The organism is Variovorax sp. V15 (assembly GCF_041154425.1).
Taxonomy (GTDB): Bacteria; Pseudomonadota; Gammaproteobacteria; order Burkholderiales; family Burkholderiaceae_C; genus Variovorax; species Variovorax guangxiensis.
The window spans coordinates 812,095-835,989 of record NZ_AP028659.1 but is presented as its reverse complement, the minus strand read 5'-3'; the positions used below and the strand labels follow the sequence as shown (position 1 = coordinate 835,989).

The following is a 23,895-nucleotide window of genomic DNA, read 5'->3' as shown; positions in this document are numbered from 1 at the left end:
CTCAACCGTGGACGATGCGGCCGGCCACCAGCGTGTGGCGCGCGCGGCCCTGCAGCGGGTAGCCGGCAAAGGGCGTGTGCTTGCCCTGGCTCCTGAGCGCGCCGGGCTCCACCTGCCATTCGAGCGCGGGATCGACGATGCACAGGTCGGCCACGCCGCCTTGCTGCAGGCGGCCGATGCCGGCGCCCGCGTCGGTGACGCCAAGCAGGCGCGCGGGCGCAGCGGTGACGACCTCGATGGCGCGCGCGATGCCCGCGCCACTGCGCTCGCCCCAGCGCAGCGCCAGCGGCAGCAGCAGCTCGAGCCCGGTGGCGCCCGCCTCGCTCTCGGCGAAGGGCAACGTCTTGGCGTCGGCCTCGACCGGCGTGTGGTCGGACACCAGCGCGTCGATGGTGCCGTCGGCCAGCGCGGCCGAGAGCGCGTCGCGGTCGCCCTGCTGGCGCAGCGGCGGGTTCAGGCGGGCGCGGCTGTCGAAGTAGCCGATGTCGGTGTCGGCCAGGTGCAGCGAGTTGATGCTGACGTCGCAGGTGATCGGCAGCCCCTGCGCCTTGGCCTGGCGCACCAGTTCCACGCCGCGGGCGCTGGAGATGCGGCACAGGTGCACGCGTGCGCCGGTGCTCTTCATGAGCTCGACGATGGTGAAGATGGCGATGGTCTCGGCCGACACGGGCACGCCCGCCAGGCCCAGCCGCGTGGCCAGCGGGCCGCTGGCGGCGACGCCCTTGCCGAGGTCGCGGTCCTGCGGGCGCAGCCACACGGTGTAGCCGAAGGTGCTGGCGTAGGAGAGCGCGCGCTGCAGCACCTGCGTGTCGCCCAGCGGCACGTCGGCCTGGCCGAAGCCGATGCAGCCGGCCTCGGTGAGCTCGGCCATCTCGGTCAGCACGCCACCGGCCAGGCCGCGCGTGAGCGCCCCCAGCGGGAACAGACGCGCGGCCTGCAGCTTCTCGGCGCGGAACTTGAGCATCTCGACCAGGCCGGGCTCGTCGAGCACCGGGTCGGTGTCGGGCGGGCACACGAGGCTGGTCACGCCGCCCGCGATGGCCGCGGCCATTTCGCTTTCGAGCATGCCTTCATGCTCATAGCCGGGCTCGCGCAGCCGAGCGGCGAGGTCGACGAGGCCCGGCGCGACGATGCAGCCCGTGGCGTCGATGGTGCGTTCGGCCTTGAAGCCTGCCGGAATGCTGCCGCCGATGCCGGCGATCTTTCCGTCGGCGATGGCGATGTCGGCCTGCTTGTCGATGCCCGACGCGGGGTCGACGACGCGGCCGTTGGCGATGTGGATGTTCATGCGTCTGTACTTCCAGTGACAGTCATGGCCTTTTCGGGAAACACCGTGGAACCGGCTTCGCCGGGCCACTGGTGTTGCCCCCGGCAGGGGGTTGGCGAAGCGACACGAAGTGCGCGAAGACTGGGGGCGAGCAACATTTCTATGCTTCGTTACCTGCGACGATGCTCATTACCGCCATCCGGACCGCGATGCCGAAAGTGACTTGCGGAAGGATCACGCTCTGCTTGCCGTCGACCACGGCGGAGTCGATCTCCACGCCGCGGTTGATGGGCCCCGGGTGCATCACGATGGCGTCGGGCTTGGCCAGCTGCAGCTTTTCCTGCGTGAGGCCGAAGGTCTTGAAGAACTCCTGCGACGAGGGCAGCAGCGCGCCACTCATGCGTTCGTTCTGCAGGCGCAGCATGATGACCACGTCGCAGTCCTTGATGCCCTCTTCGAGCGTGTGGCACACGCGCACGCCCATGCCGGCCATGTCGCCGGGCACCAGCGTCTTGGGGCCGACCACGCGCACTTCGGCGCAGCCCAGCGTGGTGAGCGCGTGGATGTCGGAGCGCGCCACGCGCGAATGCAGCACGTCGCCGACGATGGCGACCGTGAGGTTCGAGAAGTCTTTCTTGTAGTGGCGGATCGTGTACATGTCGAGCAGCCCCTGCGTCGGGTGCGCGTGGCGGCCGTCGCCGGCGTTCACCACGTGCACGTGCGGCGCGACGTGCTGCGCGATCAGGTAGGGCGCGCCCGACTCGCTGTGGCGCACGACGAACAGGTCGGCCGCCATGGCGCTCAGGTTGGCGATGGTGTCCAGCAGCGACTCGCCCTTGGTGGCCGAGGAGCGCGCGATGTCGAGGTTGATGACGTCGGCGGAGAGGCGCTTGGCCGCGATCTCGAAGGTGGTGCGCGTGCGGGTGCTGTTCTCGAAGAACAGGTTGAACACGCTCTTGCCGCGCAAGAGCGGCACCTTCTTCACCTCGCGGTCGCTCACGCTCGTGAAGTTGGCGGCCGTGTCGAGGATGTGCGTGACGATGTCCTTGGGCAGGCCCTCGATCGACAGCAGGTGGATCAGCTCGCCGTTCTTGTTGAGCTGGGGATTTCGCTTGTAGAGCATTTACTTGTTCTCCTCCACCTTGAGGCTGAAGGCACCGTCGTTGGCGCGTGCGAGGGCGAGCAGTTGCGTGTCGGGCAGCGCCAGCGTCGTGGCGGCGAAGTCGGCGGCCACGGGCAGCTCGCGGCCGCCGCGATCCACCAGCACCGCGAGGCGCACGCTGGCCGGACGGCCGAAGTCGAACAGCTCGTTGAGCACCGCGCGGATGGTGCGGCCGGTGTAGAGCACGTCGTCGAGCAGCAGCACGTCGGCGCCGTTCACGTCGAAGGGCAGCGCGGTCTGCACGCTGGCCGAGAGGCCGCGGCGCGAGAAGTCGTCGCGATGCATCGCCGACGAAATGATGCCGGGCGCGCCGGGCAGGCCCAGGTCCTTCTGCAGCCGCTCGACCAGCCAGGCGCCGCCGGAGGTGATGCCGACCAGCTTCGTTTCGGGGCGCATCAGCGGCTTCACGCCGGCCAGCAGGTCGAGATACAACGCCTCGGCGTCAGGAACGACAGAACTCACGATGATTGCTCCACGGCAAGGCAAGGGAAAGGGAAAGTTCGGGGAACACCGTGGAACCGGCTTTGCCCGGCCACCGGTGTCGCCCCCGGCGAGGGGGTTGGCGAAGCGACACGAAGTGCGCGAAGCCTGGGGGAGAGCCTCATTCCTGGAGACTCCTGAGGAATTGCTCCAGGATGATGCAGGCCGATGCCGCGTCGGCATCGCGGGCGCCTGACGACAAGGCCTCGGTGGTGCTGTAGCGCTCGTCGACCTCGAACACCTGGAGATTGAAACGGCCGCGCAGCTGTCGCGCGAACTTCTGCGCGCGGCGGGTGTTCTCGTGCGCGGCGCCGTCGGGGTGCCAGGGCACGCCGATCACCAGCGCGTCGGGCTGCCATTCCTTGATGCGCGCCTCGACCTGCGCGAAGCGCGCGTCGCCCTCGGCCTTGATGGTCGGCTGGGGCGTGGCGGTGCGCAGCAGCCGGTTGCCGCTGGCCACGCCCGTGCGCTTCAGGCCGAAATCGAAGGCCAGGAAGCTCTGGAAATGGGCGGGAACAACTGCAGGTGCCGGGGGCCGGGCACTGTCAGACATCGCCGGTCCAGTCACAGGGACAGGGGGCCGCCGCGCACGGCCGCCCGAAGCGGCGGCCCGCCCCCGGAAGGGGGTTGGCGAAGCGACACGAAGTGCGCGCAGCCTGGGGGTGAGCCGAGTTCATCATGCGTGTCCGGCGTCGGGAGAGAGCTTCCAGGCCTCCAGGCCCAGCAGCATCAGCGCCTTGTCGTAGCGCTGCTCGATCGGGGTGTCGAAGATCACGGCCGGGTCGGCGCCCACGGTGAGCCAGCTGTTCTCGGCCAGCTCGGATTCGAGCTGCCCTTCGCCCCAGGCCGCATAGCCCAGGGAAACCAGCACCTTGCGCGGGCCCGCGCCGGTGGCCAGGGCCTCCAGCACGTCCTTGGAAGTGGTCATCTCGAGCCCGCCGGGGATGGTCATGGTCGAGGCGTAGACGGATTCCTCGGGCTTCTCGGCCTGGGCGAAGACCGGCTCGTGCAGCACGAAGCCGCGCTCGGTCTGCACCGGGCCGCCCTGGAAGACGGGGGCTTCGCCCAGTTCGGGGCGGGCCAGGTGCAGCTCGATCTTCTCGAACAGCACCTTGAGGTTGATGTCGCTGGGCTTGTTGATCACCAGGCCGAGCGCGCCGCGCTCGCTGTGTTCGCAGAGGTAAACGACGCTGCGGTTGAAAGTTTTGTCTTCCATCCCGGGCATCGCTATCAAAAAGTGATGCGTGAGGTTCATCGGGGCAGAATCGGCGGCCATATGCCTCCGATTTTACTGGCCGTCGACAAGACCTATCCCAAAGGGCTCATGTGGTTCCGCCGCGACCTCCGCGTGGACGACAACGCCGCCCTCTACCGGGCGCTGCGGGCCTGCCGTCAGGTGCTGTGCGTCTTCGTGTTCGACAAGGCGATCCTGGACGCCCTTCCCACGGCCGACCGCCGGGTCGAATTCATCCGCGAATCGCTGGTGGAGCTCGAGGCCGAATTGCGCGCGCTGGGCGGCGGGCTGATCGTGCGGCACGCGGTGGCGGCGCAGGAGATCCCGGCACTGGCCCGCGAGCTGGGCGTGCAGGCCGTCTTCGCCAACCGCGACGACGAGCCCGACGCGCTGGAGCGTGACGCCAAGGTCTTCGGCGCGCTGGCCAATGCCGGCGTGACCTTCCACACCTACAAGGACTCGACCGTCTTCGACCGCGACGAGGTCATGACCAAGACCGGCCAGCCCTACACGGTGTTCACGCCCTACAAGCGGGCCTGGCTGGCCAAGCTCGACGCCTTCTTCCTGAAGTCGTACCCGGTGCGCAACCACGCCGATGCGCTCGCCCCCTCGCCCCAGGGCTGGGGCGATCCGGTGCCGACGCTGCGCGAGATCGGCTTCGAGAAGACCAACCTGTCGACGCTGGAGATTCCCACCGGCACCCGAGGCGCCGGCCAGCTCTTCGAGGACTTCTTCGAGCGCATCGACCGCTACGACGAGGCGCGCAACTTCCCCGCCGCGCGCGGGCCCAGCTACATGGGCGTGCACCTGCGCTTCGGCACGGTGTCGATCCGGCAGATGGCGAGCCTGTCGCACCAGCTTTCGCTGCAGGGCAACACGGGCGCGGCGACATGGCTGAGCGAGCTGATCTGGCGGGAGTTCTATTTCCAGATCCTGGCGCACTTCCCGCACGTGCACAAAGGCGGCGAGTCGAAGAGCTTCCGCCCCGAGTACGACAAGATCCAGTGGCACCACGGCAAGCACGCCGACCAGCTCTTCGACGCCTGGTGCAACGGCCGCACCGGCTATCCGCTGGTGGACGCCGCCATGCTGCAGATCAACCAGAGCGGCTACATGCACAACCGCCTGCGCATGGTGGCCGCGAGCTTCCTGTGCAAGGACCTGGGGCTGGACTGGCGCCGCGGCGAGGCCTACTTCGCGCTGCACCTGAACGACTTCGAGCTGGCCTCGAACAACGGCGGCTGGCAGTGGGCCAGCTCCAGCGGCTGCGACGCCCAGCCCTACTTCCGCATCTTCAACCCGGTGACGCAGAGCGAGTGCTTCGACCCCGAGGGCAAGTTCATCCGCCGCTACCTGCCGCAGCTGGCGGGGCTGTCGAACACGGCGATCCATGCGCCGTGGCTGGCCTCGCCGGTGGAGCTGGAGGCCGCCGGCATCAAGCTCGGCGAGACCTACCCGAAGCCGGTGGTCGACCACGCCGAGGCGCGCGAGAAGACGCTGCAGCGCTACGGGGTGGCGCGGGCGAAGGCGCTGCAGAAGTAGAAATAGAAATAGAAAGAACCGGAAAAAGAAAAGGGCCTTCGAGAAGGCCCTTTTCTTTGATGGAGCGCGGCGCGTCAGGCGGCAGCCGCCAGCGCCGGTTCGCTCGTGTACGCCCGCACCAGGCGCAGCAGCTCCTCTTCCGAGTACGGCTTGCCGAGGTAGTGGTTCACGCCCAGCGTGCGCGCGTAGTCGCGGTGCTTCTCGGCGATGCGCGAGGTGATCATGATGATCGGCAGCTCGGCCAGGGCCGCGTCGGCGCGGATGTTGCGGGCAAGGTCGAAGCCGTCCATGCGCGGCATTTCGATGTCCGACAGCACCACCGCCGGGCGTTCCTGCTGAAGCCGTTCGAGCGCCTGCAGGCCGTCGGCCGCGAGGGACACGCGATAGCCTTCGCGCTGCAGCAGGCGCTGCGTGACGCGGCGCACGGTGATGGAGTCGTCCACCACCAGCACCAGCGGGATCTGCGGCACCACCGGCGCCAGCGCCTGCGACGGCTCCTGCGGTGCGCCGTGCTCGACCGCAGCGGTCGCGGCCTGCGCCGCCGAGGTTGCCGCGATCGCGGCTGCGGCCTGGCGCTCGCGCGCCTGCTCGCCATGCACCGCGGCCAGTGCCACCGGGTTGTAGATCAGCGCCACCGCGCCCGAGGCCAGCACCGAGATACCGGCCAGGCCAGGCAGCCGCGCCAGCTGCGGGCCGAGGTTCTTCACCACGACTTCCTGGTTGCCCAGCACTTCGTCCACGTGCAGGGCGACGCGCTGCGCCGCGCTTCGCACGACCACGATGGTGTTGTTCTTGGCCAGGCCGTGCTCGCTGCGGGTGGACGCCTGCAGCAGCGCGCCGGTCCAGTAGAACGGCACGTGCTCGCTGCCGAAGGGATGGCTGTTGTTCAGGTAGGCGGCCTCGAGGTCGGTCGAGCCCACGCGCTGCACCAGTTCCACCAGGTTCGACGGCACGCCGATGGACACCTCGCCCGCGCGCAGCATCACCACGTGCGTCACGGCGGTGGTCAGCGGCAGCACCAGCTTGAAGGTTGTGCCCTGGCCCTGGGTGCTGTGCGTCTCGATGCGGCCGCCGAGCGCCGCGATCTGCGCGCGCACCACGTCCATGCCGATGCCGCGGCCGGCGAGTTCGGAAACCTGCCCCGCCGTCGAGAAACCGGGCTTGAAGATCAGCTCGGTGGCCTCTTCGGCCGTGAGTTCCTGGTCGGCGCCCAGCAGGCCCAGCGTGCGGGCACGCTCGGCGATGCGCTTGTGGTCGAGGCCGGCGCCGTCGTCGCGGAAGCTCACCGACACGTCGTTGCCTTCGTGGTGCAGGTCGATGACGATCAGGCCGCTGGCGTCCTTACCGGCCTTCTCGCGCACGGCCGAATCCTCGATGCCGTGGGCCACGCAGTTGCGCAGCAGGTGCTCGAAGGCGGGCGTCATCCGGTCGAGCACGCCGCGGTCCATTTCGATGGAACCGCCGACGATGTCCAGGCGCACCTGCTTGCCGGTGTCCTTCGAGGCCTGGCGCACCACGCGGTAGAGGCGGTCGGAGATGCCTTCGAACTCCACCATTCGCGTGCGCAGCAGGCCGCGCTGCAGTTCGCGCGTCTGGCGCGCCTGCACGCTGAGGTCGTCTTCCGTCGCCTGCACCGTCTTCTGCAGGGTGCGCTGCACGGTGGCCACGTCGTTCACCGACTCGGCCATCATGCGCGTGAGCTCCTGCACGCGGGTGAATCGGTCGAACTCCAGCGGGTCGAAGCTCTGCTGCGAGTCCTTGGCCTGCGCGAGGCGCGACTGCATCTGGCTTTCGGCCTGCACTTCGATGTCGCGCAGCTGCTGGCGCAGGCGGTCGAGGTTGCCGGTGAGGTCGGACAGCGAGCCGCGCAGCTGGCCGAGTTCGGCCTCCAGGCGCGAACGCGTGATGATGACCTCGCCGGTCTGCGCGACCAGGCGGTCGAGCAGCTGGGTGCGGATGCGCACCGCCTGGCCGGTCGCGGCGCGCAGCGGTGCCACCAGGGCGGCCGGCGCGGGGCGCGGCTGCAGCGTGGCGGGGGCGTCGGCCGCTGCCGCTTCGGGAGCCGCAGCGGCTTCGGCGGCGGGCTGGTCGTCCAGGCTCGCCACGGAGGCGGCGGTCTCGTCGTTCGCCGGCACGCCGGCTTCGGGCGCCTGGGATGCGACGGTGACGGGCGCCGCCGAGGTGGCCGCGGCCACGATCTGGGCCAGCTCGACCTGCGTGGCGTCGTCGGCCGCGCGCAGCGCGTCGAAGGTGGCCTGCAGCGTGTCGAGGCGCATCAGCAGCTTCTCGATGTCGGCCCGCTCGGCGCCCTGGGAACCCAGGACCTCGATCTCGGACTCCATGCGGTGCGCGCGCTCGCCCAGGCGCATGGCGCCGGCCAGCCGCGCGCTGCCCTTGAGCGTGTGCAGCGTGCGCAGCACCGAGGCACGCGGCGCGCTGTCGTCGGGGTGGTGCGCCCACTGGCGCAGCGCTTCGCCGAGCTGGGGCAGCAGTTCGGCCGCCTCTTCCTCGAAGATGGGGAACAGGTCGACGTCGACCGCGTCGGCCAGGTCGATGGCGTCTTCGGAATCGTCCAGCGCCACGTCGGCGACCGGCTCGCTGACCACCACCTGCGGCAGCGGACGGGCTTCGGCGCGCATGGCCACTTCGGTGGGCATCGGCGAGTTGGCGATGTCGCGCAGCGCCTGCAGCGTGCCTTCCGCCGGATCGCGCAGCAGGCCGACGGCGAACTGGTGCAGCAGGCGGCGCAGTTCGTCGGCCGCGGCCACCAGCACCGTGCCCTGCTCGCGCGTGCCGCTGCCCTGCATCTGCAGGTGCTGCAGCGCGGCCTCGAACAGGCGGGCCATGCCCGAGAGGCTGTGGAAGCCGACGGTGGCCGAGCTGCCGGCCAGCGAATGGGCCAGCGCGATGGTCGAGTCGGGCATGCGCTCATGCGACTCGAGCGCCCACTCACCGACATCGGTGGCGAGCTGGCGGGACCATTCGTCGGCCTCGTTGAGGTAGACGTTGTAGAGCTGGATGCCGATGCGCAGCGGGCCGATGACCTTGACCTGGTCGTCGGCGCTTTCCTGCGGCACTGCAGGAGCGGCGGCTTCGATGGCTTCGACGGGCTGAGCCGCCTCGACGCTCGTCACGGGTTCCGGCGCCGGGGCCTCGACCGCATCGGCGACGAGGATCTGCGCCTCGGCGGGAGCGGCCGGTGCCTCGAAGATGGGCACGAGGGCTTCCTCGGCCGCAGCCACCGGGGCAGGCTGGGGTTCGGCTTCGGGCTCGACCGCCAGTTGCGGCTCGGGCACGGCGACCGGCTCTTCCACCGGCAGCGGAGCTTCCACCGCCTCGACCACTTCGGGAACGGAAACGGAAACGGGCTCCGGCTCGACGACGGGTTCCGCAGCCTGCACGGGCAGCGGCTCGGGCTCCCATTGCAGATCTGGCAGGCCGGCGGTGGTGGGCACGGTGGCGGCGATGGGTTCGGCCGCGGGAGCCGGCGGAGTCGCCAGTTCGGCGGGTTCCTGCTTGAGTTCGACGGTCGCGGGCGTCCTGGCGGGCGGCGCGAGGAAGTCGAACATCTCGCCGCTGGGCAGGACCAGCGGCGCGGGTTCTTCGGCCTGCGGCTTGGCATCGAAGTCGATGAAGTCGGTCGACGTGAAATCGTCGTCGGCCTCGGGCGTGCCGGCCTTCGCGGGCTCCGGCACCTGCCAGTCCAGGGTCTGGAGCGGCGGGATCTCGGGGGCCGCGGCCGGTGCAGGTGCCTGCACGGGCGCCGGAGCCTGCGTGGTGAACGACAGGTCCGGCAGGTCGGGCAGGCGCAGGGGCGGCAGTTCCGCCGCGACCGGTGCGGGCGCCACTGGCGCGGGAACTTCGAGCGGCGCGGGCGCGGACATCGGCGCCTCGGCGGCGATGTGGCGCGCGGCGACCGCCAGGGCCTCCGCGTCGGCCACGCGCACCGGCGGGGGCACGGGCTCGCCGGCCAGCAATGCATTGGCCACGCGGCTGAACGGCGCGGACTTCCAGCCCTGCGCGGAGCCCGCGGCGATGGCTTCGACCCATTGGCCGAAGTCCTTCATCGTGCGTTCGGTGCCTTCCAGCAGCGCCGGCGTGGCGGGGCGCTGGTCGGCCAGCCAGGTGTTGAGCACCTGTTCGAGCGACCATGCGGCATCGCCGAACTCGGTGAGGCCGACCATGCGCGAGCTTCCCTTGAGCGTGTGGAAGGCACGCCGCAGGATCGTGAGCTCCTCGGTGTCGTCCGGGTAGCTGCCGAGTTCCTCGATGGCGGCCAGGCCGTTCTGCACGACCTCGCGCGCCTCTTCGAGGAAGATGTTCTGCAGGTCGTCTTCTTCGAGCTCGGTGACTTCGGTGTCGGGCAGCTCGGCCGGGCCGGTGATCTTGTGGGTCCAGCTGTCGGCCTTCTTGCTGAATTCCTCGATCGGCGAAGGCTTGGCCTTGGGCGCGGCGAGCGCCGCGAGCTTGGAGGCGATCTGCGCGTCGACTTCCTCGATGCTGAGCACGGCCTCGGCGGCGGGCGCCTGGCCCGCGGCGGCGCCCTCGCCGCTCTCGGCCTCGGCAGCCTGGCGGCCCATCAGCGGCTTGAGTTCGCCCGCGTCGGCGTCGAACACGAACAGGCGCTTGGCCAGCGCGGGCTGGTAGCCCAGCATGTCGATCAGGAAGCCCAGCGCGCCGAGGTTGTTGCCCAGCGCGTCGAAGCCGGCCATTTCCTCGGCCGGCGAGGTGCTGACGAGCATCGCCTCGACGTCCTCGCGCATGCGCTGGACGGTGAGCGCGGCCTGGTCGAGGCCGAGCACGGAGAACACGCCGCGCATCTGCATGAGCTGCGTCGGCACGGTGCGCAGCAGGCCCTTCTCGGCCGGGCGGCGGAAATACTGGTCGAGCGACTTCTCGAGTTCGCTCAGGTGGCTGCGCAGCTCGTCGACCACGGTGCCCATGGTCTGGCGGTCGCTCACGCGGCGGTAGAGGTCCTCCATCCACGGCTCGAGCGGCTCGGAGTGGCCGCCGGCGCGCACGCGCTCGATGCGGCCCGCGAGCTGCAGCGTGCGGGCGGTGAGCTGGGGATCGCTCGGGTCGAGGTCTTCGAGCGCGGCTTCGAGATAGAGCACCGAGGTGGCGACTTCCATCGCGAGCTCGGTACCCGGCGCCTGGCCGGAACGCACGGAGGCCTCGACCGCGTGGGTCAGGGCCTGCACCATCGGCAGGCTCGGCGGATGCAGCTTCTGCAGCGATTCGCCCAGCTGCGCGAAGGTGTCCGCCACCTGGCGGGTGCGGGTGATGTCGCCGCCCGAGAGCGCCGACCACATTTCCTTGGCGGTCTCGATACGCTTGCGCGCTTGCTGCAGCACGAGCGGATCGAAGCGGCCGAACTGCTCGACGTTGTAGTCGACGCGCTGTTCGCCCGAGATGCCCCAGGCGGTGCGCACGGTGCGCAGCGTGGCGGCATCGTCGCCCGCGGCGGGCACGGCCTGCGCGCAGAAGAAGAGCAGGTCCTGGCCCAGCCGGTCGGACACGAGGCTGTCGCCGCGCGCGAGCGTGGCGTATTGCAGCAGCACACGGGAAGCGGCGCGCTTGACGTAGGCGTCGGGCTGGATCAGCCCCGCTGCCAGGGCCTCGAAAAAGCCCGCGGCCAGGGTCCAGAAGCTGGAGACGCGAGGCAGCAGCGCGCCGCGGCCGAGGCCCAGGCACAGCGCATGCAGCCGGCGCGCGGCCTGCGTGTCGCCGCTCTTGACGAGCTGCAGCACCTCGCGGTCGAGGCGCGAGCGCACGGCCGGGTCGTAGGCGACGGCAGCCTGCGTGACCGCGGGCTTGATCTCGACCCAGCGCCAGGCGGTGCTCCACAGGTCGGCCGGGTGCACGCGCTCGTTGCCGACCAGTTCGAGGACGTCGCGGTACTGCGGAAACAGCGCGACCGACGACACCGGCTTGCCGGCCAGCAGCGCGCCGAGGAAGTCGGTGACGGCGAAGCCCGCACGCTCGATCTTGAGCACCGCGGCTTCGGTGCAGCGCTGCGGCTCGGCGATGAAGCCCTGCACCGCGAACTCGATGGCGCCGAGCACCAGTGCGGGCGAGGAATGCCCCACCATCTGGAGCGCGCCGACGGCCTGGTGCAACTGCTGGCGGGCCATCTGCAGCGGACCGGCCTCGGGCTCGGACGCGGCGGCATCCACTTCGCGAACGAAGCGCCGCAACGACTTGCCTACACCGTCAAGGGATTTCTGGATTTCTCCCAGCACCCAGGCCAGCGGCCCGAGGTCTTCGGTGACCGGCGTGTTGCCGGCGTGAGGGGCCGTGGCAGGGGTTTGAATCGACACGTTGGGTGCTCGCCGTTCTTTTATCTGTCTTCGTGTTGTGGGTCAGGCAATCTTGAAACGAGCCACGGAACGACGGAGTTCCTCGGCCATCTGCGACAGCTCGCGCACCTGCTGTGCCGTGGTGCGCGTGCCCTCGCCGGTCTGTTCCGTCACGGCAAAAATGTGCTGGATGTTCGCGGCCACCACGTTGGCCGAATCGGCTTCGCGGGAGGCGGATTGCGAAATCTGTTCAATCAGGTCGGCGAGTCGGCGCGACACGCGGTCGATCTCGGACAGCGCGGTACCCGCGTTGTCGGACAGCTTGGCCCCTTCGACCACACCCTGCGTGGAACGCTCCATGGCGCCCACCGCGTCCTGCGTGTCGGTCTGAATCGCCTTCACCAGCGCCGAGATCTGGCGCGTGGCGTCCGCGGAGCGTTCGGCCAGCCGCTGAACTTCTTCCGCCACCACCGAGAAGCCCCGGCCGGCTTCACCGGCGGACGCTGCCTGAATGGCGGCGTTCAGGGCCAGCACGTTCGTCTGTTCGGTAATGTCCGAGATCAGCTCCGTGATTTCACCGATCTCCTGCGAGGATTCGCCCAGGCGCTTGATCCGCTTGGAGGTTTCCTGGATCTGGTCGCGGATGGAGTTCATACCGCCGATGGCGTTCTGCACGGCCTGCAGACCCGACGACGCAGCCTGCAGCGACTGGCGCGCCACGGTGGCGGACTCCTGCGCCTGGGTGGACACGCCGTTGATTCGCTCGGCCATGGTCAGCACCGACTGGCCGGTTTCGCGAATCTCGCGCAGCTGTTCGGTCGATGCCGCCAGCAGTTCGGTCGAGGTGTTTTCCACCTGCGACGTGGTCTGCGCCACGCGGGTTGCCGTGTTCTGCACGTTGCCCACCAGCAGTCGCAGTTCTTCCACCGTGTAGTTCACCGAGTCGGCGATGGCGCCGGTGATGTCCTCGGTCACGGTCGCTTCCTGCGTCAGGTCGCCTTCGGCCACTGTCTGCAGTTCGTTCATCAGCCGAAGAATGGCGGCCTGGTTGGCGTTGTTCACGCGGCTGGCTTCGTCGGAAGCCTGTTCGGCGGCCAGACGCTCGCGTTCGGCGACGGCGGCGCGTTCGCGGCCTTCGCGCACCTGCACGAAACCGATGGCGCCCGCGAGTGCCAGGGCGGCCAGCGACAGCACGAACAGCAGCACGATGGTGCCGGCGCCCAGGCCGGTGCGGGCGGAGAGCTTTTCCTGCAGGTCGCCCAGCGACTTACGCAGCGGCTCGCTGTCGGTCAGGATCGATGCCTGCGCTTCGCGCGCGGCCACCAGGCCCTGCAGGTTGCCCAGAATGGCCGATGCCTGCGTGCGCATCTGTTCGTAGGTCTTCAGGATGGCTTCGAGCTGCTGGCGCGTCTGCGGGTCCTTCGAGCCGGGGAAGCGCTGCTGCGCATTGCCGTCGAGCAGGCCGCGAGTGGTTTCCTGGAAGGTGTTCAGGTCCTTGCCCAGCAGGAACACGGCGTCCGGGTTCACACCCTCGACCGTGAAGAACTCGTTGGTCGACTTGCCGATGCGCTGCGTCAGCATCACGAGCTGGCCGGCGGCCGAGATCTCGGGCAGCGTGGCGTTCTGCTGCATCTTCAGCGAGGCGACGGTTTCCGTCATCTCGAGCAGCGTGGACGACTGCTGGTTGATGTCGCGCAGAGCGGCACCCACCTGCGTCAGGATCTGGCGCTGGGCCAGCACGACCTTGGCGCTGGCGTCGGCACGGGTGACGAGGGGATTGATCTTGTTCATCTCCTCGTCGTACTGGTTGCCCACGCGCTCCAGGCGCAGCGAGTCGTCGCCGTTGGTCAGGCCCTGCACGCGGCGCGTGAGGTCGTCCGCGGCGTCCTTCACTTCGACGAAGGCCGAGGCGCTGCCCACGAGGGCCTGCGAGATCGACTTGGCGAGACGCTGCGACTGCATCAGCGACTGGCCGGTGGCCGCCACCTGCTGCGCGAGGCGTTCGGCGCGAAGAATTGCGGAGCCTGCGACCAGCAGCAGCAGCAGCACCACGACCGCCAGCATGATGGCCAGGATACGCTGCTGCTTCGCGGGGTTGGAGCCCGCGCGGCCGCCGGTGGCGTCGGGCGCGACTTCGGCAGGCGCGGCGCCGGGCTCGTTGGCTGCGTCGCCGCCGCCGGGCAGGTCGACGTCGCCGAAGCTGGTGTCGGGGGCCGCGGAGCCCTTCCTGGCGAGGCGCACGGTTTTCTCGTCCGGAACCTGGACGGTATCGACATCGTCGAGCGATATCGAACCGGAGCCATCGACGCGGGCCTTGTCGTTCCCGTTGTTCACGGGCAGTAATTTCTTGAACTTGTCGGCGATCGAGCTCACGGTCGGTCCTTCAGGTGGTTTCCGGTACGGCGTGCGGCGGCACTACGCACCAATGCTCAAAAACTGGGGTTGCTGCGAAAGCGCCTGCAGGTTGACTTCCTGCCAGCGCTCCCCCGCTGCATCGGTAAACAGATGCCCGTGCCAGGCAGGTGCTTCTGCGCCAGGAGGCTCGGATGCCGTGAAGGCCTCCGCCCCCCGCAACCCCGCCAGTCGATCGACCAGCAAAGCGCAGTTGACTTCGAGCAGCTCGTTGAAAGCAACGAGCCGCGACTGGATGCGCGCCGCCTCGGTGGCGGCCAGCGCGACAGGAACGCCGGTGGCGAACGCCGCAAGCTGCACGACGCCGTAGAGGCCGCCGCGCAGGTTGGCAACGCCGAGGAACCACGGCTGCGTGTAGGGCACGGGCTGCGGCGGCGTCCAGGGAAAGATCTCGCCGGCGTGTCCCAGCGGAAAGAGGTATTTGCCCTCGCCGGCCTCGACCGCCAGCCAGGTGGCAGCCACCCCCGTCGTGCGAGCGGCCTGCAGGCGGCTCGCCAGCCGGGACTGGAAGGCTCTCAGAGCATCGCGATTCGCCATGGACTCGGCAGGCTTTCGCTCAGTTCAGGGCGCTGATCTTGGACATCAGGTCGGCGGCGTTGACCGGCTTCACGATGTAGTCGCGCGCGCCCTGGCGCATGCCCCAGACGCGGTCGGTCTCCTGGTTCTTGCTGGTGCACAGGATGATCGGGATCGCGGCGTACTTCGGGTCGCGGGCGATGGCGCGCGTGAGCTGGAAGCCGTTCTGGCCGGGCATGACCACGTCCATGAGGATCAGGTCGGGGTGCTCTTCCTCGAGGCGGCGCATGGCGTCGTCGGCGTTTTCAGCCGTCTTGACGGCGAAGCCGTTCTTCTGGAGGAGGTCGGACAGGAACACCAGTTCCGTCTTGGAGTCGTCGACGACGAGGATTTTTCGAATGGGCATTACTGCACTTCCTGTTGAACGGTGCCAAACTGCTGCACGGCCTGCAGCAACTGGTCTTTGGTGAAAGGCTTGGTCAGGTAGTCCTGGGAACCGACCATGCGGCCGCGTGCCTTGTCGAATACACCGTCTTTCGACGACAGCATGACGACCGGGACGTTGGAAAAGTGGGCGTTGCGCTTGATGATGGCGCAGGTCTGGTAGCCGTCCAGGCGCGGCATCAGGATGTCGCAGAAAATCAGATGCGGCTTGTGGTCGTTAACCTTGGAGAGCGCGTCGAAGCCGTCTTCGGCGAGAAGAACCTCGTGCCCACCCTGCTTCAGAAAAATCTCGGCACTGCGCCGGATGGTGTTGCTGTCGTCAATGACAAGCACCTTGTAACCAGATCCATTCGGGCCCATTGCAAACGCTCCTGCTCATGAGACTTGGAAGCCCGCCGCGCCGAACATCGACGCAGACCGCGTAGCTCTATCTATGCCATGCTTTCAGATTTCAACCATTTCGAAGTCTTCCTTGCGCGCACCGCACTCAGGACAGGTCCAGTTCATCGGAACATCGGCCCAGGCCGTGCCTGCCGCGATGCCATCTTCCGGTACACCAACCGCTTCGTCATAGATCCACCCACAAATCAGGCACATCCAAGTTTTCGTGTTCATCGGAGCTTAAAGTCCTTGTTCATTAAATGCAACGAGTGTATCTATGCGTATCTCTCTGGCAGACTGTAAACGTAGCGCCTATGCCACCATCCAGAGGATTCCGCACGGCGTATGACCATCTACTTACTTCCAGCAGACGACGCCCGCAAACCGGGCGATCTTAACGACCCCTCGCAGGATGCCGGCGAGCCGGCCGAGCACGACCTGAATCCCCCCTGCGTGCTGGTGTTCAATGCCAGCGATCCCAGCGGCGCGGGCGGGCTGGGCGCCGATGCCCTGGCCATGGGGTCGGTAGGCGCACACATCCTGCCCGTCGTCACGGGCGCCTACGCCCGGGACACAGCCGAGATTTTCGATCACTTCCCCTTCGACGAGGAGGCCATCGCCGAGCAGGCGCGCGCCATCCTGGAGGACGTGGAGGTACAGCTGATCAAGGTCGGCTTCGCCGGCACCACCGAGGCGCTGAGCACCATCGCGGAAACCGCCGCCGACTATCCGGAGGTGCCCGTGGTGGCCTACATGCCCAACCTTTCCTGGTGGGACGAGAACCTGATCGAGCCCTATCTGGACGCTTTTCGCGAGCTCGTCCTGCCTCAGACGACAGTGTTGGTTGGAAACCACAGTACCCTGTGGCGCTGGCTGCTTCCGGACTGGAACGGCGACCGTCCGCCCGGCGCGCGCGACATCGCCAAGGCCGCCGGCGAGTTCGGCGTGCCCTACACGCTGGTCACCGGCCTGATGCTGCCCGACCAGTTCATAGACAACGTGCTGGCCTCGCCGCAGTCGGTGCTCGCCAGCGAGAAGTACGAGCGGCTAGAGGCCGTCTTCGCGGGCGCGGGCGACACCCTGTCGGCCGCGCTGGCCGCCCTGCTCGCCAGCGGCACCGACCTCGTGGCCGCGACCACGGAAGCGCTGGCCTACATGGACCGCTGCCTCGACGCGGGCTTCCGGCCGGGCATGGGCCACGTGCTGCCCGACCGCCTCTTCTGGGCCGAGCCCGAGCCGGAGGAAGGCGACGACGATCCCGACGCCCCGCCGGACTTCGCCCTGCCCCCGCACGACACCCGGCACTGAAAATGTTGCTCGCCCCCCAGGCTGCGCGCACTCCGTGTCGCTTCGCCCCCTACCGGGGCGGCCGTGCGCGGCGGCCCCACTGAAAACCTCTGCTGAGTCCCGATGCCAAGTACTGATCGCAACGACATTCTTTTCGAGCGCGCCCGCGCCGTGATTCCCGGCGGCGTGAACTCGCCCGTGCGCGCCTTCAAGGCCGTGGGCGGCACGCCCCGCTTCGTCCAGCGCGCGCAGGGCGCCTATTTCTGGGACGCCAACGACAAGTGCTACATCGACTACATCGGCTCCTGGGGCCCGATGATCCTGGGCCATGGCCACCCCGCCGTGGTCGAGGCCGTGCAGAAGGCCGTGCTCGAAGGCTTCTCGTACGGCGCGCCGACCGAGCGCGAAGTCGAACTCGCCGAGGCCATCCTCGCGCTGGTGCCGTCGATGGAGATGGTGCGGCTGGTCAGCTCCGGCACCGAGGCCGCCATGAGCGCCCTGCGCCTGGCGCGCGGCGCCACCGGCCGCAAGAGCATCGTCAAGTTCGAAGGCTGCTACCACGGCCATGCCGATGCGCTGCTGGTGAAGGCCGGCTCCGGCCTCGCCACCTTCGGCAACCCCACCTCCGCCGGCGTGCCGCCCGAGGTGGTGCAGCACACCATCGTGCTCGAATACAACAACCTGCAGCAGCTGGAAGAAGCCTTCGCGCTGCACGGCAAGGACATCGCCTGCCTGATGATCGAGGCCATCGCCGGCAACATGAACTTCGTGCGTGCCACGCCCGAGTTCGCGAAGCGCTGCCGCGAGCTCTGCACCCAGCACGGCGCCCTCCTGGTCTTCGACGAGGTGATGACGGGCTTTCGCGTGGGCCTGCACGGCGCGCAGGGCGTGCTGGGCATCAAGCCCGATCTCACGGTGCTCGGCAAGGTCATCGGCGGCGGCATGCCGCTCGCGGCCTTCGGCGGCCCGCGCGCGATCATGGAACAGCTCGCGCCGCTGGGGCCGGTCTACCAGGCCGGCACGCTGTCGGGCAACCCGGTGGCCACGGCCTGCGGTCTGGCCACGCTGAAGGAGATCGCGAAGCCCGGTTTCTACGAAGCGCTCGGCAAGAAGACGCGCTCGCTGGTCGACGGGCTCAAGGCCGCCGCGGCAGCCGAAGGCCAGCCCTTCAGCGCCGACAGCGAAGGCGGCATGTTCGGCTTCTTCCTGATGAAGGACCTGCCGCAGAACTATGCCACCGTGATGACAACCGACAACGCGAAGTTCAATGCGCTGTTTCACGGCCTGCTGGATCGCGGCGTGTATATTGCGCCCGCGCTTTACGAAGCAGGTTTCGTGAGCGCAGCACACAGCGACGACGACATCGCCGCCACCATCGAAGCCGCACGACAAATCTTCAGGACACCCTAGCCATCATGAACTTCCTGCGCACGCTGCCGGCCTTGAGCATCGCTCTTCTCATTCCCGGCTTCGCAGCGGCGCAGGAGTCGTCCTTCGATCCGAAGAACATCTGGATCAACCCCGGCTTCTATTCGGCCCACTTCGACAGTGGCAAGGGCCTGGAGAACGTCAACCAGGGGCTGGGCTTCGAGTACCCGCTGAACGACACCTTCCGCGTCACGGCGGGCACCTTCCGCAACAGCGACCGCAGGCAGTCGAACTACGTCGGGCTGTATGCGCTGCCCTTCGAGTTCTACGGCGTGAAGTTCGGTGCGGTGGTGGGCGGCTTCGACGGCTACCCGAACTACCGCAACGGCAACTGGTTCCCGGCCATCCTTCCGGTGGCGGCCATCGAAGGCAAGAACTGGGGCCTGAACATCGCATACGTGCCGACGATCAAGAACCGGTTGTACGGCGCGGTAACTTTCCAGCTTAAGTACCGCTTCGGCAACCACGAGTAGCGGCAACCGCAACCGTCGCCGCCATTGAAAAAGCCGGCATCGCTGCCGGCTTTTCTCGTGGAGGCCGCGCCTTCCCCGTCAGTGACGGAAGTGGCGCACGCCCGACAGCACCATCACCACGCCGCGCTCGTCGGCGGCGTCGATGACTTCCTGGTCGCGCATCGAGCCGCCCGGCTGGATCACGCAGCTCGCGCCCGCGTCGACCACCACGTCGAGGCCGTCGCGGAACGGGAAGAAGGCATCGCTGGCCACTGCGGTGTCCTTCAGCGAAAGGCCGGCATGCTCGGCCTTGATGCTGGCGATGCGCGCCGAATCGAGGCGGCTCATCTGGCCCGCGCCCACGCCCATGGTCATGCCGTTGGCGCAGAACACGATCGCGTTGCTCTTCACGTACTTGGCGACCTTCCATGCGAACAGCAGGTCCTGCAGCTGCTGCGGCGTGGGCTGCTTCTTGCTGACCACCTTGAGGTCGCTGGCGGCGAGCTCGTGGTTGTCGGCCGTCTGGATCAGCAGGCCCGAGCCGACGCGCTTGACGTCCATGGCGTTGCGGCCGTTGTCCCAGTCGGTCGTGCCGCCCTTGGGCAGTGCGATTTCCAGCACACGCACGTTGAGCTTGGCCTTGGTGGCCTGGAACACCTCGAGCGCATCGGGCGTGTAGCCCGGCGCCATCAGCACTTCGACGAACTGCTTGGCGATCTCCTGCGCGGTCGCACCATCCACCGGGCGGTTGAAGGCGATGATGCCGCCGAAGGCCGAGGTCGGGTCGGTCTTGAAGGCCTTGGAATAGGCCTCGGCTGCGTCCTTGCCGATGGCGACGCCGCAGGGGTTGGCGTGCTTCACGATCACGCAGGCGGGCACGTCGAAGCTCTTCACGCATTCCCATGCCGCGTCGGCATCGGCGATGTTGTTGTAGCTCAGCTCCTTGCCCTGCAGCTGCTTCGCCGACACCAGCGAGCCGGGCGCCGGATGCAGGTCGCGATAGAACGCGGCCTGCTGGTGCGGGTTCTCGCCGTAGCGCAGGTCCTGCACCTTCACGAAGCGGCCGTTGCTCTGCGCCGGGAAGAGCGAGCGCTTCGGCGCGGGCTGGCCGATGCTGGCGTCGAAGTCGATGGCCGAGAGGTAATCGCTGATCGCGCCGTCGTAGTCGGCGATGCGGTTGAACGCGGCCACCGAGAACGCGAACTTGGTCTTGTCGCTGAGCTTGCCGTTCGCCTTCAGCTCGGCCAGCGCCACGGCGTACTGCGAGGAGTCGGTCAGCACGCCCACGTCCTTCCAGTTCTTGGCCGCGCTGCGCACCATGGCCGGACCGCCGATGTCGATGTTCTCGATCGCGTCCTCCAGCGTGCAGCCGGGCTTGGCCACCGTGGCCTCGAACGGGTACAGGTTGACCACCAGCAGGTCGATGGTGTCGATGCCGTGCTGCTGGATGGCGGCCACGTGCGCGGGCAGGTCGCGGCGCGCCAGCAGGCCGCCATGGATCTTCGGGTGCAGCGTCTTCACGCGGCCGTCGAGCATTTCGGGAAAGCCGGTGTGGTCGGCCACCTCGGTGACGGGCAGGCCCGCGTCGGCGAGCAGCTTGGCGGTGCCGCCGGTGGACAGCAGCTTGATGCCCAGTGCATGCAGCGCCTGTGCGAATTCGAGAATGCCGGTCTTGTCGGAAACGGAGATGAGTGCTGTCTGGGCCATTGGATATGCCGTGGGGTTATTTCAAGAGTTTGTGTTCGACCAGCTTCTTGCGAAGCGTGTTTCGGTTCAGGCCCAGCCATTGCGCGGCCTTCGACTGATTGCCCTCGGCGCGCGTCATCACGACATCGAGCAGGGGTTTTTCGACCACGCGCACGAGCATCTCGTACATGCCGTCGGGTTCGGTGCCGCGCAGATCGCGAAAGTAGCTGTCCAGACTGGTGCGCACGCAGTCCTCGATGTGTTTCTTGCTCATTGCTTCTTCTTTTCCTCTCTCAATGGACGGCGCAGGCCGCCTCCTCTTCTTCGCCCGGCGCGTCTGCGTCCGCCGGGCGTTGCACGGGCATGCGGTCCATGTGGTCCGCCAGCCCGTCGAAATAGTCGCCGACCGCGCGCAGCTGCTCGGCACAGTCCTCGATGGTGTTCATGCGCGCGCGAAACGCCTCGCCGTCGGGCAGCGTGCGCACGTACCAGCCGATGTGCTTGCGCGCCGTGCGCACACCGCTGTAGTCGCCGTAGAGCGCATAGTGCTCCACCAGATGGTCGAGCAGCAAGCGGCGCACTTCCACCACCAGCGGCGGCGCGCGGTGCGTGCCGGTTTCGAGGAAGTGCGCGATCTCGCGGAAGATCCACGGCCGGCCCTGCGCGGCCCGGCCGACCATCACCGCGTCGGCGCCGGTGACCGCGAGCACGTCGCGTGCCTTCTCGGGTGAATTGATGTCGCCGTTGGCCACCACCGGCACGCGCACCGCGGCCTTCACGGCGGCGATGGTGTCGTACTCGGCGAAGCCCTTGTAGCCCTGCTCGCGCGTGCGCCCGTGCACGGTGAGCATCTGCACGCCGGCGGATTCGAAGTCTCGCGCCAGCTTCACCGCGTTGCGGTGCTCCAGGCTCCAGCCGGTGCGCATCTTGAGCGTGACAGGCACGCCGAAGGGCTGCGCGGCGTCGACCACGGCCTGCACGATCTCCAGCGCCAGCGGCTCGTCGCGCATCAGCGCAGAGCCCGCCCACTTGTTGCAGACCTTCTTGGCCGGGCAGCCCATGTTGATGTCGATGATCTGCGCGCCGCGCTCGATGTTGTAGACCGTGGCCTCCGCCATCATGGCCGCGTCGGTGCCGGCGATCTGCACCGCGATGGGGCCCGGCTCGCCGTCGTGGTTGGCGCGCCGAGAGGTCTTGAGCGAACCCCAGAGTTCCTTGCGCGAGGTGACCATCTCGCTGACCGCGTAGCCCGCGCCGAGCTCGCGGCACAGCATGCGGAAGGGCCGGTCCGTCACGCCGGCCATGGGCGCGACGAACAGGCGGTTTTCCAGCGTGTGGTTGCCGATCTGCAAGGTCATTTGGAAGGGGAGCGTGCGCGTTCGGCTGCTGAAAAATGAGGCACGATTGTAGCCACGCCGCATTTCAGCGACTGAAACGATTTGCGCCTCGGTACCCCGTACAAATACCGGTGCGCGCCGGGGCTTTCTCCCACGCGGTTGCGGCGCGGGCGCTGCCTATACTGCGCCGACCCTATGCAAGCCTGGCTCGACTCCCTCCTTGCCCTGCTGGCGCTGCCGCAGGTCGGCCTCTCCACGCTGTTCGTTGCGGCCTTCGTCTCGGCGACGCTTCTGCCGGTGGGCTCCGAGCCATTTCTCTTCGGCCTGCTCAAGCTCAACCCCGACATGTTCTGGCCCGCCATCGCGGTCGCGACAGTGGGCAACACGCTGGGTGGCGCGGTCGACTGGTGGATGGGCTACGGCGCGCACAAGGTGGCCGACAAATACTCGCACTCGAAACATCATGTGCGCGTTCTGGGCTGGCTCGAGAAGCTCGGCCCGAAGGCCTGCCTGCTGAGCTGGCTGCCGCTGGTGGGCGATCCGCTGTGCGCGGTGGCGGGCTGGCTCAAGCTGCCGTTCTGGCCATGCGTGGCATATATGGCGATCGGGAAATTCCTGCGCTACGTCACGATGACGGTCGCGCTGCTGTACGTCTTTCCATCCTGAAGCCGCCTCGGCTCAGTTCAGCAGCTCGTAGGGCCCGCCGCGCTCCAGCGCGCGCTTGTACGCAGGACGCGAGTGGATGCGCTCAAGGTACGCCATCAGCTTCGGCCGCTTCGCATCGAGCCCCCCACGCGCCTGCGCGGCCTCGACCACGAAGCTCATCTGGATGTCCGCGCCCGTGAACGCATCGCCGGCGAACCACTCGCTCTTGCCGAGCTCGGCTTCCATGTAGTTCAGATGGTTGGCGATGTTCGGATGGATGAACGCCGACTTCGTCTTCGCCGCAATCGCCTTGGCCACCGGCCGCGCGAAGAAAGGCATCCTGCTCGTCTCGATGCGGTCGAAGATCAGCTTCATCAGCAGCGGCGACATCGCCGTGCCCTCCGCGAAATGCAGCCAGTAGCGATAGCGCACCGCCTCCAGCGAACCCGCGGCGGGCGCAAGGCGACCGTTGCCGTAGCGCTCGATCACCGTCTCGATGATCGCGCCCGACTCCGCGAGCGTCAGTCCGTCATCCGTCGTGACAACCGGTGACTTCCCCAGCGGATGAACGGCCCGCAGCGAAGCGGGCGCCAACATGGTCCGCGGATCGCGCTGGTAATGCACGATCTCGTAGGGCAGCTCCAGCTCTTCGAGCAGCCAGAGCACGCGCTGCGAGCGGGAGTTGTTGAGGTGGTGGACGGTGAGCATGGGGCGGGGCCTGGAAGAAGACAGGGCGCGCGGAGTCTATCCAACAACCCCGCGCCGTCGATTCACTTCACGCCGGCTTTGCGCAACTCGTCGGCCGTGACACGGACCGGCTTCTGGTCTCGCTGCACCACGATGGCGGTGTTGGTGCGCACTGCGGCTTCCCGCGCCGCCCGCGCGGCGCGCCGGATCGCAATCAGCGAAGCCGCAAGATCCTTGTCCTTAGCTTGTGCCAGTTGCTCATTGGTCATGGTGCTTCTCCCCATTCGATGAGTGCCGGCTCTTCACCGGCGTTGTCGTACAGAGCCCAGGCATCGACCGCTCCGCGGTAGCTGTCGTCGAAATTCCTGCGCCCCGACACGAAGCGACGGCGAATCACGTCTTCAGGAATGTGATGACCACCCTGGCGAACACGCTCCGCCACACGCGCAATCGCAGCATCAGCCGACCGGCCTTGATGGCTTCCGCTTCCGGAGCGAAGGGAGACAGTCCGGCTGCGATCAGATCCGCATTGATGAAACGCGAAAGCTGCGCCTCCTGCGGAAGGAAGGCGCGGGCGAAGGTGGTCTTGCCCGCGCCGTTGGGGCCCGCAATGATGACGATCTTGGGACGGCTCAT

At 68.0% G+C, this 23,895-nt stretch carries 21 protein-coding genes and 1 pseudogene; 5 read left to right on the top strand and 17 right to left on the bottom strand.

Translation table 11 applies throughout. The annotated features are described in order from the left end of the window. Nucleotide 1: 1 nt before the first annotated feature. The 5 genes from ACAM57_RS04085 to ACAM57_RS04065 all read right to left on the bottom strand — a co-directional run bounded on the left by ACAM57_RS04085 (nt 2) and on the right by ACAM57_RS04065 (nt 4,185). Nucleotides 2-1,288 carry a dihydroorotase gene (locus ACAM57_RS04085; protein ID WP_369660788.1) on the bottom strand — a complete coding sequence of 429 codons (1,287 nt, stop codon included), beginning with the start codon at nt 1,286-1,288 and terminating at the stop codon, nt 2-4. 139 nt (nt 1,289-1,427) lie between these two features. Further along, entirely contained in the window at nt 1,428-2,390 is a 963-nt protein-coding gene (locus tag ACAM57_RS04080; RefSeq protein ID WP_019656265.1) for an aspartate carbamoyltransferase catalytic subunit, read from the bottom strand. After that, nucleotides 2,391-2,891, bottom strand: coding sequence for a bifunctional pyr operon transcriptional regulator/uracil phosphoribosyltransferase PyrR (gene pyrR, locus ACAM57_RS04075; protein ID WP_126023621.1), 501 nt, complete (start codon nt 2,889-2,891; stop codon nt 2,391-2,393). It abuts the gene before it with no gap. 139 nt (nt 2,892-3,030) lie between these two features. After that, nucleotides 3,031-3,462: a Holliday junction resolvase RuvX gene (ruvX, locus tag ACAM57_RS04070; RefSeq protein WP_369660787.1), complete on the bottom strand. Its 432-nt coding sequence runs from the start codon at nt 3,460-3,462 to the stop codon at nt 3,031-3,033. A 123-nt stretch (nt 3,463-3,585) separates the two neighbouring features. Continuing rightward, nucleotides 3,586-4,185, bottom strand: a complete 600-nt coding sequence (locus ACAM57_RS04065; RefSeq protein WP_301506141.1) for a YqgE/AlgH family protein — start codon at nt 4,183-4,185, stop codon at nt 3,586-3,588. On the opposite strand from ACAM57_RS04065, the gene ACAM57_RS04060 reads away from it, so the two are divergent. Next, the gene (locus ACAM57_RS04060) at nt 4,186-5,685 is read left to right on the top strand and encodes a deoxyribodipyrimidine photo-lyase (RefSeq protein WP_369660786.1); all 1,500 of its coding nucleotides are present in this window, start codon (nt 4,186-4,188) and stop codon (nt 5,683-5,685) included. A 74-nt stretch (nt 5,686-5,759) separates the two neighbouring features. Here ACAM57_RS04060 and ACAM57_RS04055 read toward each other — a convergent pair whose 3' ends face one another. The 6 genes from ACAM57_RS04055 to ACAM57_RS04030 form a co-directional block, all read right to left on the bottom strand. Beyond that, a complete protein-coding gene (locus tag ACAM57_RS04055) occupies nt 5,760-12,005 on the bottom strand; it encodes an Hpt domain-containing protein (RefSeq protein ID WP_369660785.1) in 6,246 nt (2,081 codons plus the stop codon). Nucleotides 12,006-12,047: 42 nt separating this feature from the next. Continuing rightward, nucleotides 12,048-14,357 (bottom strand): methyl-accepting chemotaxis protein, encoded by a 2,310-nt coding sequence (locus ACAM57_RS04050; protein ID WP_126023625.1) that lies wholly within the window; start codon nt 14,355-14,357, stop codon nt 12,048-12,050. Nucleotides 14,358-14,399: 42 nt separating this feature from the next. Further along, on the bottom strand, nt 14,400-14,933 hold the full coding sequence (locus ACAM57_RS04045) for a chemotaxis protein CheW (protein ID WP_126023626.1): 534 nt from the start codon (nt 14,931-14,933) through the stop codon (nt 14,400-14,402). Nucleotides 14,934-14,952: 19 nt separating this feature from the next. Beyond that, nucleotides 14,953-15,318 carry a PleD family two-component system response regulator gene (locus tag ACAM57_RS04040; RefSeq protein WP_093304503.1) on the bottom strand — a complete coding sequence of 122 codons (366 nt, stop codon included), beginning with the start codon at nt 15,316-15,318 and terminating at the stop codon, nt 14,953-14,955. Next, the gene (locus ACAM57_RS04035) at nt 15,318-15,716 is read right to left on the bottom strand and encodes a PleD family two-component system response regulator (protein ID WP_093205631.1); all 399 of its coding nucleotides are present in this window, start codon (nt 15,714-15,716) and stop codon (nt 15,318-15,320) included. Before ACAM57_RS04035 ends, ACAM57_RS04040 begins: the two co-directional genes overlap by 1 nt. Nucleotides 15,717-15,800: 84 nt before the next feature. Further along, nucleotides 15,801-15,971 (bottom strand): rubredoxin, encoded by a 171-nt coding sequence (locus ACAM57_RS04030; RefSeq protein WP_007838397.1) that lies wholly within the window; start codon nt 15,969-15,971, stop codon nt 15,801-15,803. 111 nt (nt 15,972-16,082) lie between these two features. Between ACAM57_RS04030 and ACAM57_RS04025 the strand changes: the two genes are divergently transcribed. From ACAM57_RS04025 to ACAM57_RS04015, 3 genes are all read left to right on the top strand, one after another. Then, complete coding sequence (locus ACAM57_RS04025; RefSeq protein WP_126023627.1) at nt 16,083-17,045, top strand: bifunctional hydroxymethylpyrimidine kinase/phosphomethylpyrimidine kinase; 963 nt, start codon at nt 16,083-16,085, stop codon at nt 17,043-17,045. 102 nt (nt 17,046-17,147) lie between these two features. After that, complete coding sequence (gene hemL / locus ACAM57_RS04020; RefSeq protein ID WP_369660784.1) at nt 17,148-18,434, top strand: glutamate-1-semialdehyde 2,1-aminomutase; 1,287 nt, start codon at nt 17,148-17,150, stop codon at nt 18,432-18,434. A gap of 5 nt (nt 18,435-18,439) precedes the next feature. Continuing rightward, nucleotides 18,440-18,925, top strand: coding sequence for a hypothetical protein (locus tag ACAM57_RS04015; protein WP_184640819.1), 486 nt, complete (start codon nt 18,440-18,442; stop codon nt 18,923-18,925). A gap of 78 nt (nt 18,926-19,003) precedes the next feature. Here the strand turns inward: ACAM57_RS04015 and purH are convergent, their stop codons facing one another. The 3 genes from purH to dusB are packed head-to-tail and all read right to left on the bottom strand — an operon-like array spanning nt 19,004 to nt 21,948. Further along, entirely contained in the window at nt 19,004-20,611 is a 1,608-nt protein-coding gene (purH, locus tag ACAM57_RS04010; RefSeq protein WP_369660783.1) for a bifunctional phosphoribosylaminoimidazolecarboxamide formyltransferase/IMP cyclohydrolase, read from the bottom strand. Between the two features lie 16 nt (nt 20,612-20,627). Then, nucleotides 20,628-20,864, bottom strand: a complete 237-nt coding sequence (locus tag ACAM57_RS04005; RefSeq protein WP_007838304.1) for a Fis family transcriptional regulator — start codon at nt 20,862-20,864, stop codon at nt 20,628-20,630. A 19-nt stretch (nt 20,865-20,883) separates the two neighbouring features. Further along, on the bottom strand, nt 20,884-21,948 hold the full coding sequence (dusB, locus tag ACAM57_RS04000; protein WP_369660782.1) for a tRNA dihydrouridine synthase DusB: 1,065 nt from the start codon (nt 21,946-21,948) through the stop codon (nt 20,884-20,886). 174 nt (nt 21,949-22,122) lie between these two features. Here dusB and ACAM57_RS03995 point away from each other — a divergent pair, with 174 nt between their 5' ends. Then, a complete protein-coding gene (locus ACAM57_RS03995) occupies nt 22,123-22,593 on the top strand; it encodes a YqaA family protein (RefSeq protein ID WP_126023632.1) in 471 nt (156 codons plus the stop codon). Nucleotides 22,594-22,605: 12 nt separating this feature from the next. On the opposite strand, the gene ACAM57_RS03990 is transcribed toward ACAM57_RS03995, so the two are convergent. The 3 genes and pseudogenes from ACAM57_RS03990 to ACAM57_RS03980 all read right to left on the bottom strand — a co-directional run bounded on the left by ACAM57_RS03990 (nt 22,606) and on the right by ACAM57_RS03980 (nt 23,895). After that, nucleotides 22,606-23,280 (bottom strand): glutathione S-transferase, encoded by a 675-nt coding sequence (locus ACAM57_RS03990; protein WP_369660781.1) that lies wholly within the window; start codon nt 23,278-23,280, stop codon nt 22,606-22,608. A 62-nt stretch (nt 23,281-23,342) separates the two neighbouring features. Beyond that, nucleotides 23,343-23,528 carry a hypothetical protein gene (locus ACAM57_RS03985; RefSeq protein WP_126023634.1) on the bottom strand — a complete coding sequence of 62 codons (186 nt, stop codon included), beginning with the start codon at nt 23,526-23,528 and terminating at the stop codon, nt 23,343-23,345. Then, nucleotides 23,525-23,895: pseudogene (locus tag ACAM57_RS03980) on the bottom strand (Zeta toxin family protein). The gene ACAM57_RS03985 and the pseudogene ACAM57_RS03980 overlap by 4 nt, the downstream one beginning before the upstream one ends.